Genomic DNA, 17,724 nt, shown 5'->3' with positions numbered 1-17,724 from the left:
GATGTAGATACGTTACTACCTCGGCATGAAGAGGGGCAAGTTCGAGGCTACCAGCGGTCGATTTTCCGGGCGGGAAACAGCCAGGCCTTGCGCAGCTTTCACTCTATAGCCATAAATCGCGTATGAATCTGTCTGTAAGTTTGTATGCGTTTTGGGAACGTGGTGCGGTGAAATTAACACTCACTTGTCACCTTCTTCCATGTCGGGAGTAGGGCAACTTACAGTGAGATAGCTCTTGGAAATTTCTACAACTCTGGCAAACGTCAACCCTTTGGATTCTTCATCCGCGAGTTCCGACAACGTACGCGCAGCGCTTCGAGAGCTTTCAAACTTTTACATGAGCCTCGATAACGTTTCATTAGCGCTGCTGCTGAGTCAAAACCTCCAAAGGTTTTCGGATCCCGAAACGCCAGGGTTTATTACTTCGGACTTTTTGATGGTTATCGTCAAAGGCCAGGGAGGAAACAAGTTTACCCAAGCAGACCAGGCACTCGCGCTGGAAATCCTTTCACGCAACGAGTTTTTATCGACTATTGATCTGGATAGTAATAACCAGAGAGATGGAAAAATTGATCTTAATGATATCCACCGATACATCGATTCGCTGTAATGGCGCCGATCGCCTGTCCGCGCCTACGCCCGTGGATTAATCAATGAATTGTCGATGAGTGAAGTCGTTCCGCGCTCAAATAAAAACAGCCCCGCCGATTAATATTGGCGGGGCTGTTTTTGGTTTAACGCTTTACTCTGTATCGGCCGGTTTTTCCCCATGGGACAAGCTGTACACATACGCCGCCAGCAAGTGCACCTTGTCATTGCCTTGCAACAGTTCCTGAGCCGGCATCTGGCCCTGACGGCCGTAACGGATGGTTTGCTGCAGTTGGGCGAAGCTCGAACCGTAGATGAATGCACCCGGGTGGGTCAGGTCCGGCGCGCCCATGGCTGGGGTGCCTTTACCGGCGGGCCCGTGGCAGGCCACGCAGTTGGCGGCGAACAGTTTCGCACCGTTGGCCACGTCGGCCTTGGCGCCTTCCGGGAGTTTGCGCCCGTCGAGGTTGGTCACCACAAACCCGGCCACGTCGGCCACGCCTTGCTCGCCAATGACTTCGGCCCAGGCCGGCATCACCGCATGGCGGCCTTTCATGATGGTTTCCTTGATGGTCGCTGGCTCGCCGCCCCAGCGCCAGTCGGCGTCGGTCAGGTTGGGGAAACCGTAGGCGCCCTTGGCGTCGGAACCGTGGCACACCGAGCAGTTGGAGGCGAACAAACGGCCACCCATCTTCAGGGCTTGCGGGTCCTTGGCCACTTCTTCAATTGGCATCGCTGCGAATTTGGCGAAGATCGGCCCGAACTTGGCCTCCGACTTGGCCATTTCCTTTTCCCATTCGTGCACGCCGGTCCAGCCGGTCTGGCCGTTGGCAAACGGGGTTTGCTTGTCGTTGTCGAGGTAGTTGTAGCCCGGCAACAGGCCTTTCCAGTTGCCCAGGCCTGGGTAGAGCGCCAGGTAGCCGAGGGCGAAGATGATGGTGCCGACGAACAGCATGAACCACCATTTTGGCAGCGGGTTGTCGTACTCCTCGATGCCGTCGAACGAGTGGCCGACGGTCTCGTCGGTTTGCTCGGCGCGCTGCCCCTTGCGGGTCGACAGCAGCAGCCAGGTCAGGGCGAAGATGGTACCCAGACTGAGGACTGTGACGTACAGACTCCAGAACGTAGTCATTCTTTGTTACTCCTAGAAGCTTGCTCGACGTGCTTGATGGCTTCGGGATCATCTGCAAAGGGCAGCATGGTCGCGTCGTCAAACTCCGACTTGCGCCGGGGGCTGAACACCCACAGCGCCAGGCCGATAAAGGCCACCATCACCACAACGGTGCCCAGGCCTCGAATCATCCCGATATCCATGAAGGTCACCGTTTGCTTTTGATGATGGTGCCAAGGCCTTGCAGGTAGGCCACCAATGCGTCCATTTCGGTCTTGCCCTTGACGGCTGCGGCTGCACCGGCGATGTCTTCGTCGGTGTAGGGCACGCCCAGGGTGCGCAAGACTTCCATCTTCTTCGCGGTGTCCTTGCCGTCGAGCTTGTTTTCCACGAGGAACGGGTACGCCGGCATTTTCGACTCCGGCACCACGTTGCGCGGGTTGTACAAGTGCGCTCGCTGCCAGTCATCGGAGTAACGCCCGCCAACACGGGCCAGGTCCGGGCCGGTGCGCTTGGAGCCCCACAGGAACGGGTGGTCCCACACGCTTTCACCGGCGACCGAGTAGTGGCCGTAGCGTTCGGTTTCGGCACGGAATGGGCGGATCATCTGCGAGTGGCACCCCACGCAACCGTTGGCGATGTAGACGTCGCGGCCTTCCAGTTCAAGGGCGGTGCGCGGCTTCATGCCTTCCACCGGCTTGTTGGTTACGTCCTGGAAAAACAACGGGACGATCTGGGTCAGGCCGCCGATGCTCACGGCGATGACCATGAAGAAGGCCAGCAGGCCGATATTCTTCTCGACTACTTCATGCTTCATCAGTGGGCTCCCACAACGGCGATCTTGGCGGCGGCTTCAGCTTGCGCAGGGTCGGAAGCACGCACGGTGCGCCAGACGTTGTAGGCCATGAGCAACATGCCGCTGGCAAAGAACGCACCGCCCAGGGCGCGAACGATGTAACCAGGGTGGCTGGCTTGCAGCGCTTCGACGAAGGAGTAGGTGAGGGTGCCGTCATCGTTGATGGCGCGCCACATCAGGCCCTGGGTGATGCCGTTGACCCACATCGACGCGATGTACAGCACGGTGCCGATGGTGGCGAGCCAGAAGTGCGCGTTGATCAGCCCGACGCTGTGCATCTGCGCGCGGCCGAACAGTTTGGGGATCATGTGGTACAGCGCGCCGATGGAGATCATCGCTACCCAGCCGAGGGCGCCGGCGTGTACGTGGCCGATGGTCCAGTCAGTGTAGTGGGACAGCGAGTTGACGGTCTTGATCGCCATCATCGGCCCTTCAAAGGTCGACATGCCGTAGAACGCCAGCGATACCACCAGGAAGCGCAGGATCGGGTCGGTGCGCAACTTATGCCAGGCGCCCGAGAGGGTCATCATGCCGTTGATCATGCCGCCCCAGCTGGGTGCCAGCAGGATGATCGACATCGCCATGCCCAGCGACTGCGCCCAGTCCGGCAATGCGGTGTAGTGCAAGTGGTGCGGGCCGGCCCAGATGTACAGGGTAATCAGCGCCCAGAAGTGCACGATGGACAAACGGTACGAGTAAATAGGACGTTCGGCCTGTTTAGGTACGAAGTAGTACATCATCCCCAGGAAACCGGTGGTCAGGAAGAAACCGACCGCGTTGTGGCCGTACCACCACTGGATCATTGCATCCGTGGCCCCGGCGTAGGCCGAGTAGGACTTGAACAGGCTTACCGGTAGCGACGCGTGGTTGACGATGTGCAGCATCGCCGTCACCAGGATAAACGCGCCGTAGAACCAGTTGCCCACGTAGATGTGCTTGGTCTTGCGCTTGACGATGGTGCCGAAGAACACCACGGCGTAGGTCACCCAGACGATGGCCAGCAAAATGGCGATCGGCCATTCCAGCTCGGCGTATTCCTTGGTGGTGGTGTAGCCCAGCGGCAGGGTGACGATGGCGCCGATGATAACGGCTTGCCAGCCCCAGAAGGTGAAGGCCGCGAGGCCGTCGGAGATCAGTCGCGTCTGGCAGGTTCGCTGCACGACATAGTAGGAGGTGGCAAACAATGCACATCCGCCGAAGGCGAAAATCACCAGGTTGGTGTGCAGCGGGCGTAGACGGCCGAAGCTCGTCCATGGCAAACCGAAGTTCAATTCCGGCCAAACCAGTTGCGAGGCGATGAACACCCCGAGCCCCATGCCAAGGATCCCCCAGACCACCGTCATGATGGCGAACTGGCGGACTACCTTATAGTTATAAGCAGTCGGACTGATTGCTGTGCTCATTCTAAGGTTCCACGGTTTAGGTTTTTTTATAGGTAAAATCGGCCGCAAGTATGTAGAAACCGAGGGGCCATTGCAACGCAATGACTGACCTGTATCAATGCGTTCCGCGCCAGATTCTGCGCCCTTTCCATGTTTGGTGTAAGGACAAAATCAGAAATCGAAAGCTGATCAAGTGGACAGGAATTTTTCCAAGCCCCGCGGGTAACGTCGCGCAGGCCAAAACCGGCCACTCTGCAGGGAAGCGTAGACCCGAATGGCAGGACGTGAAAGTTGTGCTTTGGAAGGGGTGCGACACTGGGTCACGCACGAGGTGGCTCATTCAAGGGTGAGCAATGAACCTGTGACGAGGGAGCTTGCTCCCGCTGGACCGGGCTGGCGCTCCAGTGCGAAGCGCTCCCCAAATTTATGGGGCCGCTTCGCAGCCCAACGGGAGCAAGCTCCCTCGCCACAAGGTAGGAGTTACTGCAGTTGGCTTTCTGGCGTTGCGCCATCAGCGTTATGGGAAAGGCTGTAAACGTAGGCGGCCAGCAGGTGCACCTTGTCGTTGCCTTGCAGCACTTCCTGCGCCGGCATCTGGCCTTGGCGGCCGTGGCGGATGGTCTGCTGCAACTGCGCAAGGCTGGTGCCGTAGATATAGCCGGCCGGTTTGCTCAGGTCGGGCGCGCCCATGGCTTCCATGCCGTGGCCTTGTGGGCCATGGCAGGCCACGCAGGTGGTGCTGAACGCCGCTTGGCCGGCGGCCAGGTCGGCAGTGCTGTCGGCCGGTAAGGGCAGCTTGGCCAGGTCGTGGCGTACATAAGCGGCAACGTTTTTCACGCCGTCGTCGCCGAGCATGTCACCCCAGGCCGGCATTGCCGCGTGGCGGCCGTTGAGGATGGTGGTCTTGATCGCCTCGGCCGAACCGCCCCAGCGCCAGATGTTGTCCGCCAGGTTCGGGAAACCATACGCGCCCTTGGCGTCCGAGCCGTGGCACACCGCGCAGTTGGAGGCGAACAGGCGCCCGCCCATTTTCAGCGCCTGCGGGTCCTTGGCCACTTCTTCCACGGGCATGGCCGAGAATTTGGCGAAGATCGGCCCGAACTTGGTGTCGGCCTTGGCCATTTCCTTGTCCCATTCCTTGGTCGAGGTCCAGCCGTCTTCATAACCAGGCAACACGCCTTTCCAATTGCCCAGGCCCGGGTAGAGGATCAGGTAGCCGACGGCAAACACCAGGGTGCCGACGAACAGCATGAACCACCACTGGGGCAGCGGGTTGTCGTATTCCTCGATGCCATCGAAGGCGTGGCCCATGGTCTGGTCGACGCTGCCACGGGTTTCGCCCTTGCGGGTGCCGATCAACAGCCAGGTCAGGCCGATCAGGCTGCCGAGGGTCAGAACGCAGATCCATGTACTCCAAAACAGGGTCATGGCTGGGTGCTCCTTGTTGCAGGCTCTTCTTGAGCATCGGATGGAAGGGGTTCATCGGCGAACGGCAGCAGGCGGGCCTGCTCGAACTCCGCATTGCGCCGGTTGTTGAACACCCACAGCGACAGGCCGATAAAGGCGATGGCGACCACCAGCGTGCCGAGGCCGCGGATGGTGCCTGCATCGAATTCAAATCCCATGGCTCACCTCTTGCTCTTGATGGCAGTGCCGAGCACTTGCAGGTAGGAGACCAGCGCGTCCATCTCGGTCTTGCCCTTGAGGCTGGCCACTGCGCCACTGATATCGTCGTCGGTGTAAGGCACGCCGAGGGTGCGCATCACTTTCAACTTGGTCTCGGTGTGGCTGCTGTCGACCTGGGCCGTGACCAGCCACGGGTAGGCCGGCATTTTCGACTCGGGCACCACGTTGCGCGGGTTGTACAAGTGCGCGCGGTGCCAGTCGTCCGAATAGCGTGCGCCGACGCGTGCCAGGTCCGGCCCGGTGCGCTTGGAGCCCCACAGGAATGGGTGGTCCCACACGCTTTCGCCGGCGACCGAGTAGTGGCCGTAGCGCTCGGTTTCGGCGCGGAACGGGCGGATCATCTGCGAATGGCACTGTACGCAGCCTTCGCGGATGTAGATGTCGCGGCCTTCCAGTTGCAGCGCGGTGTAGGGCTTCATGCCTTCCACCGGCTTGTTGGTCACGTCCTGGAAGAACAGCGGGACGATCTGGGTCAGGCCGCCGATGCTCACGGCGAGCACCATGAGCAGCATCAGCAGGCCGACGTTCTTTTCAATCGTTTCATGTTTCATCACTGACTCCTCAGGCCATCTGCGCGGCGTTGGCGACTTCGACGGGTTGCGCCGAGCGCACGGTGCGCCAGGTGTTGTAAGCCATCAGGAACATGCCGCTGAGGAACACTGCACCGCCCACCAACCGCACGATGAAGCCTGGGTGGCTGGCCACCAGGGTTTCGACGAAGGAGTAGGTCAAGGTGCCGTCTTCATTGACCGCACGCCACATCAGGCCCTGGGCGATGCCGTTGACCCACATCGAGGCGATGTAGAGCACGGTGCCGATGGTGGCCAGCCAGAAGTGCGCGTTGATCAGGCCGAGGCTGTACATCTGCTCGCGACCGAAGATTTTCGGGATCATGTGGTACAGCGCGCCGATGGAGATCATCGCCACCCAACCCAAGGCCCCGGCGTGGACGTGGCCGATGGTCCAGTCGGTGTAGTGGGAGAGGGCGTTGACGGTCTTGATCGCCATCATCGGGCCTTCGAAGGTCGACATGCCGTAGAACGCCAGGGAGACCACCAGGAAGCGCAGGATCGGGTCGCTGCGCAATTTATGCCAGGCGCCCGAGAGGGTCATCATGCCGTTGATCATGCCGCCCCAGCTTGGCGCCAGCAGCACCAGTGACATCACCATGCCCAGCGACTGCGCCCAGTCCGGCAGCGCGGTGTAGTGCAAGTGGTGCGGGCCGGCCCAGATATACAGGGTGATCAGCGCCCAGAAGTGCACGATGGACAAGCGATAGGAATACACCGGGCGTTCGGCCTGCTTGGGCACGAAGTAGTACATCATCCCGAGGAAGCCGGCGGTGAGGAAAAAGCCTACCGCGTTATGCCCATACCACCACTGCACCATGGCATCCGTCGCACCGCCATAGAGGGAGTAGGACTTGGTCAGGCTGACCGGGATTTCCAGGTTGTTGACGATATGCAGGATGGCCACGGTGATGATGAACGCACCGAAGAACCAGTTGCCGACGTAGATGTGCTTGGTGTTGCGCTTCATCACCGTGCCGAAGAACACGATGGCGTAGGCCACCCAGACGATGGTGATGAGGATGTCGATCGGCCATTCCAGCTCGGCGTATTCCTTGGAACTGGTGTAGCCCAGCGGCAAGGTGATCGCGGCCAGCAGGATGACCAGTTGCCAGCCCCAGAAGCAGAACGCGGCGATTTTCGGCGCGAACAGCTGCGTCTGGCAGGTACGCTGCACCGAGTAGAACGAGCTGGCGAACAGCGCGCAGCCACCGAACGCGAAGATCACCGCGTTGGTGTGCAGCGGGCGCAGGCGGCCGAAGCTGGTCCAGGGCAAATCGAAGTTGAGCGCGGGCCAAACCAATTGGGCGGCGAGAAAAACCCCGAGCCCCATGCCGACGATGCCCCACACCACCGTCATAATGGCGAATTGGCGGACCACCTTGTAGTTATAGGCGGTACTTAAAGTAGTGTTCATGGTTCCCCATCCACGGTTCAACCCAAGCAAGTGCGGCACTTGGGCTGGAGTTATAGGCAGACTAAATAGCGAGGCAAGCATGGGCAAAGAGCACAAGGCCAGTATTGACGGGGATCAATGGGCGCAGTGTGTGCGGGAACACGGCTGGTTGTGTGATGCGGCCAAAGGGTCTATCGCGCGTGAGCCTGCCACCCTGATCCTGGCCCACGGCGCCGGCGCACCGATGGACTCGGCCTTTATGCACGACATGGCTGCACGCCTTGCCGGGCACGGCGTGAACGTGTTGCGCTTCGAGTTTCCGTACATGGCCCAGCGGCGGCTGGATGGCGGCAAACGCCCGCCCAACCCGACGCCTAAATTGCTCGACGCCTGGCGCGAGGTGTATGCCGAGGTGCGACGTCATGTCGCTGGGAAACTGGCGGTTGGCGGTAAATCCATGGGCGGGCGCATGGCCAGCCTGCTGGCCGATGAATTAGGCGCAGACGCGCTGGTGTGCCTGGGGTACCCGTTCTATGCGGTGGGCAAGCCGGAAAAACCACGGGTCGAGCATCTGGCAGGGTTGAAGACGCCGACGTTGATTGTGCAGGGGGAGCGCGATGCGTTGGGTAATCGGACGGCGGTGGAAGGCTATGACTTGGCGCCGGGCATCGAGGTGATGTGGCTGGTGGCGGGGGATCATGATTTGAAGCCGTTGAAGGCTTCGGGGTTTAGTCATGAGCAGCATTTGGAGGCTGCTGCTGGGAAAGTGGCTGGTTTTTTGGGTGGTCTGTAAGGCCCCATCGGGGGCAAGTCGAATCGTCGCACCGCCCCTCCCACATTTAACCGCGTACATCTTTTGGAATGCGGTCAAAATGTGGGAGGGGCGGTGCGACGATTCGACTTGCCCCCGATAGCGGTCTACCGGTTAAAACGCTCTACCAACGAGTACTGAGTATTCGCGGTATGGGTCAGCTCTTCACTCAACTGCGCCGAGTTCAACGCCTGCTCCGACGTCTGGTCCGCCAACAGCGCAATCGTGCTGATATTGCGGCTGATCTCTTCAGCCACCGAGCTTTGCTCTTCAGTGGCGGCAGCGATCTGCGTGGTCATGTCGGTGATATGCGCCACCGCTTCGCTGATACCCACCAGCGCCTGGTCGGCTTCCATCACCCGCGCCACACCTTCTTCGGCCTGGCGATGCCCGGCGTCCATGGTTTGCACGGCTGCGGCGGCGGTTTGCTGCAGTTTGGCGATCAGGGTATGGATCTGCCCGGTCGACTCGGCCGTGCGCTGCGCCAGTTGACGCACCTCATCGGCCACTACCGCAAAACCACGGCCCATCTCACCGGCACGGGCCGCTTCGATGGCGGCGTTGAGTGCCAGCAGGTTGGTCTGGTCGGCAATGCCTTTGATCACGTCGACCACGCCGCCGATTTCATCGCTGTCCTTGGCCAGTTGGGTGACGGTCACGCCCGTCTCGCCCACCGCCACCGACAGACGCTGGATCGCCTCGCGGGTTTCCCCGGCGATGTCGCGGCCGCGACCGGTCAGGCGATTGGCTTCCTGGGTGGCGTCGGCCGTGCGCTGCACATGGCTGGCAACTTCCTGGGTGGTGGCCGCCATCTGGTTGACGGCGGTGGCCACCTGCTCGGTTTCCACGCGCTGGCGTTCCAGGCCGCTGGAGCTGTTATGCGCCAGGGTGTTGGACTGCGCCGCCTGGTCGTTGAGGTGCTCGGCAGTGTCCTGCAAGCGGGTAAGGCACGTCTTCAGACGCGCCTCCTGGCTGAGGATCGACATCTCCAGGCGCGCCTGGGCGCCACGGCTGTCGGTGTACATCTGCGCGATCAACGGGTCGGAGGTGGTCTGCTCGGCCAGGCGCAACAGGCGCTTGAGGCCGCGCTGTTGCCAGCTCAGGCCCAGCAGGCCGAGCGGCACCGACAACCCGGCCGCCAGGGCAAAGCCCCAATGCGAGTTGAGCGACGCACCGATCATGAAGCTCAGTTGGCTCACCAGGATAAACGGCAACCAGTCCTGCAACACCGGCAGCCACTTGTCCCGCTGGGGAACGGCCGACTTGCCCTGGTTGATGCGTTGGTAGAGCGCTTCGGCGCGGCGGATCTGCTCGGCGGTGGGCTTGATGCGCACCGATTCGTAGCCGACCACCTGGTTGCCTTCGAAGACCGGCGTTACATAGGCGTTAACCCAGTAGTGATCACCGGTCTTGCAGCGATTCTTGACAATGCCCATCCATGGCAAGCCTTGTTTGAGCGTGGCCCACATGTGCCCGAACACCGCTGCCGGTACATCCGGGTGACGCACCAGGTTGTGGGGTGCGCGCAGCAGTTCTTCGCGGGTGAACCCACTGATCTCGACAAACGCGTCGTTGCAGTAGGTGATCACACCCTTGGCATCTGTGGTGGAGATCAACCGTTGCTGAGCGGGGAAGGTACGTTCGCGCTGGGTAACGGGTTGGTTATTACGCATGATTGTTCTAATCCGCAAGGCTTTCAGGGGGTATCGGCCGTAGCGGGCATTTATTTAACTTATTTTTGCAACAATCGCCGGGCTGGCGAGTGACTCACGGTTGCTCACCCTTTCCTGTCTTGAGTATCTCGATCGCCATGTTTTTGTGGATGGTGTTCCGGGAATACTCGCGTATGAATGCCCCGCGGTCAGTGGCGCTCAGTTTCAACCCGGTCAGCGCTGCAACGGCGGCATTGGGGTTTCCAGGGGTAAACACACACGCATTGGGAATGTGCTGGAGTGTAAACGCTTTTGAATAGCCCTCGAGGCCTGCCAGGATAGGCTTCCCGGTAGCCGCATATTCAAACAGTTTGGACGGAATGACCTTGAAGAACGCCTTGAAGCTGTTGAGGTGCAAAAAAAGCACATCCGCCTGCTGGTAGTAATGAATCAGCTTGTGGCGAGGCATGGGCGCAATGAGTTCGACATTTTTCACTTGCCTCTTGCTCAGCGCTTTGCTCAGCGCTTTCATCGTACTGCCGTCACCGATGACATAAAAATAGGCGCTGCTTGCCAGCTGTTCGGCGAGTGCCGGCAGGATTTTTTCCAAGCCTTGGCCGGTGCCGATATTGCCTGCGTACACGATGGTCAACGGGCGTGTCGGTTCGTTGCGGGTGTCCGGGTAGAAGGACGTCTCCAGGAACAGATCGTCCACGCCGTTGGTGTAGGTGGAAAAGGTTTTGTGCGGGTAACGTGTGGAGAAGTAACCCAGGAAACCAGGCGATACCAGGTTGACCTGCGTCGCGTGCTTGAGGGTGCTTTTTTCCAGCTGGGAAAATACCCGCGCCAGGAGCTTGCCGGGGAGGCCGGGAAACAGTTCAGGCAATACGTCGACAAAGATGTCGCGAATATCAAGGTAGAGTGGCGTCTGCGTCTTGCGCGCGATCGAGGCTGCCAACGCGGCCGTCATCAGTCGAGAAGAGGTCGCCAGAATCAAGTCATACTGCTTGCCTTTCACCGCTTTATGCACGCCGCGTGCGTAATGGATAAACCCCCAGGCCTGGCCCCATACACCAAAACCGCAGGAGGGCAGGGCGATACGCTTGATCGACAGTTTCGGCTCAGCCGTAGCGCTGGCCTCGGCAGCGTGATAGGACGCGTACCGGTTGGGCTGGGTGGTCACCACATCGATCTCCACCTCACCGTCACCATGGGTGTGCAGGGCATTGACCAACGCTTCGACGCGAAATGCGGACAAATCCGGTGGGAAGTAGTAGCTCAACAGGAGGATGCGCATCGTCATGGGCGCACCTCGGTTTTCCCCGCCAGCACGCGTTGATACAGCGTCACCAATTTGCTCTCCTGTAGCTCCCAATTTAACTGCAGCGCTGCGTTTTTCGCATTGCAGGCAAGTTGCTGGCGTAGCGAAGGGTCATCGATCAAACGTTTGAGTTGCAGACGCAGTGCGTGATCCGAGCCTGCCGGCACTAACAGCCCTATCGCGCAGGTGCTGACAACCTTGCGAATCTCCGGGAAGTCCGTCGCCACCACGGGTAGGCCGGCGATGACATATTCGAACAATTTGTTCGAGTCGGTGCTGAAGTGGTTCAGGCAGGTGTTTTCGATCGGCTGCACACCGATATCGGCTGACGCGGTATAGCTGGGTAGATCGGCCAGTGACACCGTCGGGATAAAATGCACGCGCTGCGCCAAGCCCAGTTCCTCACTCAACCTCATCAAGGGCTGGGTCAGCCTGCCACCGCCGATCAAGACGAAGTAAGCACCGGGCAAGGTGGCCGCGACGCGTAGTAACCGCTCCAGGCCACGGCCCTGTTGCAGGCCGCCCTGATAGAGGACGATGGGCCAGGGCTGCTGCAAGCCCAGCTCATTGCGAATCCTCTGGGTGGAAGGGCTGGCACTCAAGCGCGGGCGGTTTTGCAGCACCAGCGGGCGGGCGATCCCATACGCCCTGGCAAAGAACCTGGCGCGTGTGTCGGTGGTGGTGATCGTGCCGTCGGCTCGCGGCATCAGCGTCGTTTCGATGCAAGCCACCCACTTGCGAAAGCGCGCATAACCCTCACGGCTGGTACTGATTTCGTGGGCGTCATACACCAGCCTGGCGCCGCTTGACCTGGCTGCCAGCCAGGCGGTGGGCAGGGTGTTGACGTCATGGGCATGCACCACGGCGGCGCGATGCAGGGCGACCCGTACCATCAGCCCGGCATGCACCCACAGTCGCGAAAAAATACGCCGCATCGTCAGCGACGGTTTGGCGGGCAAGGGCGCGGCCAATCCGCCAGAACCCGCAGTTGCAGGGCGCCATCGCAGGCTACGTGCCACGCGAACTACACGGATGCCGTCGGCCAGGACTTCTTTGCGGCACGTGATGCCGGGCGTATGCAATGCGAATACGGTGACGTGATAACCGTTTGCCTGGAGTGTCTGTGCTTCTTTTAACACGCGGGCATCATTGCGAAATTCATTCCAGACGAGCATGGCGATACGGGGCACGGGTAAAGGTTCCTGTTGAAGTGAATAACGTTCAGCGATGGGCGGCGGCGGCGAGCAACATCAGGTTTATTTTTGCGGCGTGGGCACTCAGGTACAGGATGTCCTGGCTCAGAACCTTCAGCCTGCTGAAACTCTGGCGCACCAGAATCAGGGATATCAGGGCGATATACAGGGGGGCGGTGCCAGGCAGAGAAAGTCCACGATGATGAAGCCGAACGTCACCAGGAACCCCACGGAATAGAACGCATCGGCAACCGTGAGCGGGTGACGGCACAGCACCGAGTGCACGCGTTTGTTGCGATTGTTCACGGTAATCAGGGTTGCTGCGGCGAGTGCGCAGTAGGCCAGGCAGATGGCCAACAGGGATGGGTAGAGATAGAGCAATACCATGAAGACGATCAGTGCAAACAGGGCGTCCGATAAGCCGCGGGTGAGCCTGGAAAATGCTCTGGCCGCCAACGGCAATTGGGTGTTCAGCTGCGCAGGCTCGGCGCAGCGGTTTATAAGGGCGCGTGCACCGTCCCTTGAAGAGCGCGTGGCAAAAAAGACGGCGGCCAGATAACACACGTAGAGGATCACCGTGAGCACCCCGAGCCCAATGATCAGGCAGGTCTTGTCGAGCGCTTTCAACAAGGGCGGCAAGTAGGCGGGGACGGTCTCTGAGCCGAGCAGGATGACAATCTTGATCGGCAGGAAATAGGTCGTGATCAATAGCACTTGTGCGCAGAAGTGTGCGACATGCGCCGTCAACGTAGCGCGTGGGGCGATGCTCATGAAGTTATGGCCCAACTGTGCGCACCAACTGAGTGTCGACAGGATGCTGTGTTGCAGTGCCTTTACTTCTTTGCTCACCGTGGGGGTCTCTTATAAGGCTCAGTTCGGAGGCTGTGACCAATGGCATAGCTCTTTGCGCAAGCACTCGCTGCCTGGCGCTCAACGACTTTGCCCTGAACATTTGCGGGTTGAAAAACAGTGTTTCGATTGCCTCGCAGAGCCCGATGAAATGTTCCGGCTCGGACAAAAAGCCACACGCGTCATCCACAAATTCAGGAATCGCCCCGACCCGATTGGTAACAGGAACCAGGCCCGAAGCCATTGCCTCATCCCGCGACACCCCTTGAGTGTCCATTCGGCTGGGACACAGAAACACCCCGTAGTGCTTGTGCAAGTCGGCGATCTCGGTTTGTTTCAGGTAACGCTTTTCAATCTTGATGTTCGGGTATTGCCGCAGCGGCGCGAGTGTCTCTTCGAATAACGGCCCGTCGCCGACCAGCAGGAATTCAAGCTCGTTGAACCATGGCTTGGTCGCCAGCAGTTGAATGGCTTTGACGCTCAGGTCGTTGGCGTAGGTGCGTGATACATAGGGGCGGATCGAGAGGATTTTCTTGCGCTGCTCCAGAGGTTTTTCCTCGAAGGAAAACAGCCGCGTATCGATGGGGTTGTGGATTATCCGATATTGGCTCTGCGGTAGCCTGAACCCCAGGTCCTCCATCACTTCTTCGGCAAACTGCTGGGACACGAATACCAGTTGCAGGTTAGGCGACATGGGGTTCAGGAGGCTGCGCCAGAAACTCATGCGGCGTTCACTGTCGAGCTTGGCCAGTTGCAACTGCTCATCGCTGCTGTAGTTGTAAGCCCGGCGCCACCAGGGTTGGATCTCCGCGCCATGCACCCAGGCAATTACCTGAATACCAGGCAGATACCGGCGAAGTGTTTCCCACATCTGCGGGTCGAGGAAGTGCACCAGTATCGACCTGTAGTGCCCGGCGTCGAGCAGGTTCGCCAGGGCCATACCGGGGCCGCTCATCACATCGACATTTTCAAACTCGTGATAACTGACCGGCTCGTTGGGGCGCAGGCGAAAGATGTCTACTGCCAGTCCCTGTTCCTGATACGCCTTGATGCGCGTATGAATAAAACCATTGCGGTACAGGTCGTCATTGGCTGGGTAGTGGTTAGTCAGCAATAGGTGCGTGGCCTGAGTGAGCAGGGTGGAGGGCGGGGTGTCGCGTTGCCCTTGAATCAGCGCCTTGATCGTCGTGCTGCCGCTGCCAAAGGCGCGCAAGCCCAGGCGAAGGTAAGCGGTTTCCGGCGGCACATCCCAGGTTTGGTTGCGATTAGCCAGTTGCATGACGTAGCTGATACGTTGTTTCTGCGCATCGAGAAACAGCACAACCAGCTGCAGGTTCAGGCCTGGGGAGGCATCGAGCAGCAGCCTTAACGTGCAACCATCCCCCTCCAGTTCGTTAATGCACAATTCTTGGCGGGCGTAGTAGTACTCGTGTTTTCCGTCCGCGAGCGACGAGTGCAGCTGCCAGGTATTGCCTTCGACCTGCGCTTGCAGGTGCTTGCTGCGCAGCGGGCCGAACAGTTGCGCCAGGCCCGGGCCTTGGGTCTGCGGGCCGTTGGCGGTCAGGCCCTGTGCGGGGATGGCTTCACTGCTGCATTGGAGCTGGTGAAGGCTGATGCCCGTGTTCAGAGCAAGGTCGTCCACCACGCCGACGACATGCTGCAGGTCGTTGCCGGCGGCATTTTCACAGTAGTTGAACGCGTCGATCGCCAGGGATTGCGGGTGGCTATAGGTGAGGGCTGGGAGCTTTCCCAGCCAATCATGGGCGAGCGCCTGAGCCACCGACGAAGTGCTGATCAAGGCGCGGCGTATCGCTATCTCTTTGACGCAGCGGTATTCCTGGCCAGGATTCTTCAGATGGATGCCCAGTGTGTCTGCGCTATGGTAGGTTGTTTTGCCGATCACCTGCGCCTTGCTGTAACGCGTAGCCAAGGCGAGGTCGAGCAGGTAGTTGGGGCCGTAGTAATCCACGGCCACCAGGAAACCCAGCCACTGCGCACCGTTTGCCAGTTCGCCGAGGGTGAGCTGGCCCAGTTGTTTGCGGGTGATCAGGTGCAACCGAGGATCACCGCAGAGGGGCTGCCTGGTGGTCGAGTCGTTTACCACCACATGCAGGGTGACGTGGGTGTAGCGCTGACGTTGCAAATGACCGGTGAGCGCCTGCAGCTGGGCCTCGTTGACAGCCTCCGCGACCAGGCAAATCGTCGGCAGAGCCACCTCCTGCAGGCGGCTTGTCACCTTGCTCATCACATAGTTCAAACGGTGGGCGTAGGTATGTTCCTGCATCACCTTGCGCAGGCCGGCCAAGCGCAGTTTGGCGTGTTCAGTGGGAGAGGCGAGGCGTCGTAATGCTTCCTGGCTGCTGTCGGTACAAATCACCAGATCCCCGAATAGCACACGCAGGCCGCGAGAAAAATTACTCACGGTCAGGGTGTTGGACCCAAGCAGTTCATACACGCGGCGGGCGAACATGGATTGCGATTGCTTGATCGAATTGAGGTTGAGCGCATACCGGTAGCCCTTGTAGGCCAGGTCCATCTGCGCCGCATTCAAGGTGCCGACGATGTGGCCACGATAATCGGCCGGAAACTGATAGTTGGCGTCTGGTTTACCGAGGTTGCGGTCGAATATCTCCAACGGCCGCACGCCACGCAGGTCTCTGACGAAGTGTTCCAGGTCCCGGGCCCGCTCGGTGTAACGGGTGTAATAAGCACCCGCGAAGCAGAACGCATCCTTGCGCTCATACAGCTCGATCGGGTTATGCATCGCCGGTTGGCAGGCGAAGGGCAGCAGGTAGACACGCTCATGCCCCAGCGCGGCTTTATAGCGGTGAATACAGTCGATATCCGTAGTGAACACCAGGTCGAACTGCTTGGCGGTACCCAGGAACGTCTCGAAATGCACCGGGTCTTCTTTGTTCCAGAACACCGTAGGGACTTTATGTTCCCGGCACCACTGCAGGGCGGCGCGAAGTTCTGCGCTGTTCTGGGCGATTTTGTTTTTCCAGCGGTCATCCTGGCCGCGCCAGGCGGACTCGATAAACAGCAGGTCGGGACGGAACGCTTGCAACTCGGCCAGGCTCTGGTCCGGGGTCAGTTGCACCAAGTCGCTTTCATACCGGTAGGCTTCATGGGTAAAGCTGTCCATCACGCAGGCAATCTTGAAGGGCTTGGCCGTGTCTTCGGGGCCGATCAACAGTTGCTTGCGTACGTATTTGGCATCCGCCACAGGCATGGGGGCCGGCGTTACGGGCAAAGGGGTGTGGCTCGGTGATGAGGGGGTGTGCGTCTCAATCCCCGTGGATGATTTTCGGCGTGTGCGGGCCTGCAGGTACAGGTTGAACAGGGCCGTCGGCAACTGCAGGAACTCGCGAAGCGAATTCGCCCCCATCCGCAGTTGATAACCCAGTTGATAGGTCGTGCTTGCCAGGGTCTTGATCAATCGGTTTTGCAGCAAGTGGCACTTGGCATCCGCACGCTGCAGGCTGGCGGTAAGGGCCGCTATTTGCTGTTGTTGCCCGGCGTTGTACTCGGTAGACAGCGCAAGGTCGGTTTTAAGCTGGTGCAGGTGTTCGGTGACCGCGCGGTACTTCTGGTTGGCCTGTTCGAGTTGTTTTCGTGCGACGTCCGCGGTGCTACGCAGGCTGCGCTCGACTGACTCAAAAGCACGCTCCAACTGGCGAATATGCGCTGTTCCCAGCGCGTCGGTCCCAGGCTCGGTCTTGGCCGCGACCATTCCCACCCACTTACCGAGTATTTCGACCTGCACCACCTGCAAGTGTGTGCTCAGCAACCGAAACGGCTCCAGCAGGTAGAACGTGTGCTTGTGGTCAATGTAATCATTCACCCCGAACGGCACGGTAATGATCAGGTGGCCACCGGGCTTGAGCATTGACGCGGCCTTCTCGATGAAGGCGTGCGGGTGGATCAGATGTTCAAGCACTTCACTGATCACGATGCTGTCGGGTTCGGCCCCCTGGGTGTCCAGCGACATAAAGTCTGCGTGCACGTAGCCAACCTTCTGCTGCACATGTTCGGGCTCTGCACGCAGGTAATCGCTGGCCTCTTCGATGGCCTTGGCGTTGTTATCCACCCCCGTGACCCTGTGACCTTCGCGGGCCAGCAGCACGGGGATGATGCCTTGGGAGCAGCCGACGTCGATGACAGTTTGGCCGACGACCTGCGCGCAGATCCAATGGATCCGTGCCCGTGTCTGCCGCATGAAATCATCACCCAGCTTGCCGTAATAAGCTTCCATCACGCGGTCGTGGGTATTGGCAAGCGGTTGTGGGTTATCCATCCTTGATACTCGC

15 protein-coding genes are annotated in these 17,724 nt (G+C 59.8%); 2 read left to right on the top strand and 13 right to left on the bottom strand.

All coding sequences use genetic code 11. The features are described from left to right. Positions 1–235 precede the first annotated feature (235 nt). Positions 236–610, top strand: a complete 375-nt coding sequence (locus CXQ82_RS23010) for a hypothetical protein (protein WP_157832191.1) — start codon at positions 236–238, stop codon at positions 608–610. 132 nt (positions 611–742) lie between these two features. Here the strand turns inward: CXQ82_RS23010 and ccoP (CXQ82_RS23005) are convergent, their stop codons facing one another. The 8 genes from ccoP (CXQ82_RS23005) to ccoN (CXQ82_RS22970) form a co-directional block, all read right to left on the bottom strand. Further along, positions 743–1,720 carry a cytochrome-c oxidase, cbb3-type subunit III gene (gene ccoP, locus CXQ82_RS23005; protein WP_101272436.1) on the bottom strand — a complete coding sequence of 326 codons (978 nt, stop codon included), beginning with the start codon at positions 1,718–1,720 and terminating at the stop codon, positions 743–745. Next, positions 1,717–1,902, bottom strand: coding sequence for a CcoQ/FixQ family Cbb3-type cytochrome c oxidase assembly chaperone (locus CXQ82_RS23000; RefSeq protein ID WP_003193169.1), 186 nt, complete (start codon positions 1,900–1,902; stop codon positions 1,717–1,719). Before CXQ82_RS23000 ends, ccoP (CXQ82_RS23005) begins: the two co-directional genes overlap by 4 nt. 5 nt (positions 1,903–1,907) lie before the next feature. After that, a complete protein-coding gene (gene ccoO / locus CXQ82_RS22995; protein WP_003193167.1) occupies positions 1,908–2,516 on the bottom strand; it encodes a cytochrome-c oxidase, cbb3-type subunit II in 609 nt (202 codons plus the stop codon). Then, the gene (gene ccoN, locus CXQ82_RS22990) at positions 2,516–3,958 is read right to left on the bottom strand and encodes a cytochrome-c oxidase, cbb3-type subunit I (RefSeq protein ID WP_101272435.1); all 1,443 of its coding nucleotides are present in this window, start codon (positions 3,956–3,958) and stop codon (positions 2,516–2,518) included. Before ccoN (CXQ82_RS22990) ends, ccoO (CXQ82_RS22995) begins: the two co-directional genes overlap by 1 nt. A gap of 459 nt (positions 3,959–4,417) precedes the next feature. Next, positions 4,418–5,365 carry a cytochrome-c oxidase, cbb3-type subunit III gene (ccoP, locus tag CXQ82_RS22985; RefSeq protein WP_101272434.1) on the bottom strand — a complete coding sequence of 316 codons (948 nt, stop codon included), beginning with the start codon at positions 5,363–5,365 and terminating at the stop codon, positions 4,418–4,420. Beyond that, positions 5,362–5,562, bottom strand: coding sequence for a cbb3-type cytochrome c oxidase subunit 3 (locus CXQ82_RS22980; protein WP_101272433.1), 201 nt, complete (start codon positions 5,560–5,562; stop codon positions 5,362–5,364). The genes ccoP (CXQ82_RS22985) and CXQ82_RS22980 overlap by 4 nt, the downstream gene beginning before the upstream one ends. A gap of 3 nt (positions 5,563–5,565) precedes the next feature. Beyond that, positions 5,566–6,174, bottom strand: a complete 609-nt coding sequence (gene ccoO / locus CXQ82_RS22975; protein WP_034108140.1) for a cytochrome-c oxidase, cbb3-type subunit II — start codon at positions 6,172–6,174, stop codon at positions 5,566–5,568. A gap of 10 nt (positions 6,175–6,184) precedes the next feature. Next, complete coding sequence (gene ccoN, locus CXQ82_RS22970) at positions 6,185–7,609, bottom strand: cytochrome-c oxidase, cbb3-type subunit I (RefSeq protein ID WP_101272432.1); 1,425 nt, start codon at positions 7,607–7,609, stop codon at positions 6,185–6,187. A 79-nt stretch (positions 7,610–7,688) separates the two neighbouring features. Here ccoN (CXQ82_RS22970) and CXQ82_RS22965 point away from each other — a divergent pair, with 79 nt between their 5' ends. Continuing rightward, positions 7,689–8,381: an alpha/beta family hydrolase gene (locus CXQ82_RS22965; protein ID WP_101272431.1), complete on the top strand. Its 693-nt coding sequence runs from the start codon at positions 7,689–7,691 to the stop codon at positions 8,379–8,381. A gap of 125 nt (positions 8,382–8,506) precedes the next feature. Here CXQ82_RS22965 and CXQ82_RS22960 read toward each other — a convergent pair whose 3' ends face one another. The 5 genes from CXQ82_RS22960 to CXQ82_RS22940 all read right to left on the bottom strand — a co-directional run bounded on the left by CXQ82_RS22960 (position 8,507) and on the right by CXQ82_RS22940 (position 17,711). After that, positions 8,507–10,072: a PAS domain-containing methyl-accepting chemotaxis protein gene (locus CXQ82_RS22960; protein WP_101272430.1), complete on the bottom strand. Its 1,566-nt coding sequence runs from the start codon at positions 10,070–10,072 to the stop codon at positions 8,507–8,509. 94 nt (positions 10,073–10,166) lie between these two features. Continuing rightward, the gene (locus CXQ82_RS22955; protein ID WP_371917370.1) at positions 10,167–11,348 is read right to left on the bottom strand and encodes a glycosyltransferase family 4 protein; all 1,182 of its coding nucleotides are present in this window, start codon (positions 11,346–11,348) and stop codon (positions 10,167–10,169) included. 2 nt (positions 11,349–11,350) lie between these two features. Then, on the bottom strand, positions 11,351–12,562 hold the full coding sequence (locus CXQ82_RS22950; protein ID WP_101272428.1) for a glycosyltransferase family 4 protein: 1,212 nt from the start codon (positions 12,560–12,562) through the stop codon (positions 11,351–11,353). Positions 12,563–12,718: 156 nt separating this feature from the next. Then, complete coding sequence (locus tag CXQ82_RS22945) at positions 12,719–13,336, bottom strand: hypothetical protein (RefSeq protein WP_157832190.1); 618 nt, start codon at positions 13,334–13,336, stop codon at positions 12,719–12,721. A gap of 4 nt (positions 13,337–13,340) precedes the next feature. Continuing rightward, a complete protein-coding gene (locus CXQ82_RS22940) occupies positions 13,341–17,711 on the bottom strand; it encodes a methyltransferase domain-containing protein (protein ID WP_101272426.1) in 4,371 nt (1,456 codons plus the stop codon). Positions 17,712–17,724: the final 13 nt, after the last annotated feature.

Origin of the sequence: Pseudomonas sp. S09G 359 (genome assembly GCF_002843605.1) — a bacterium.
GTDB lineage: Bacteria > Pseudomonadota > Gammaproteobacteria > Pseudomonadales > Pseudomonadaceae > Aquipseudomonas.
The sequence above is the reverse complement of the archived record's forward strand: the minus strand, read 5'-3'. Positions and strand labels throughout refer to the sequence as shown.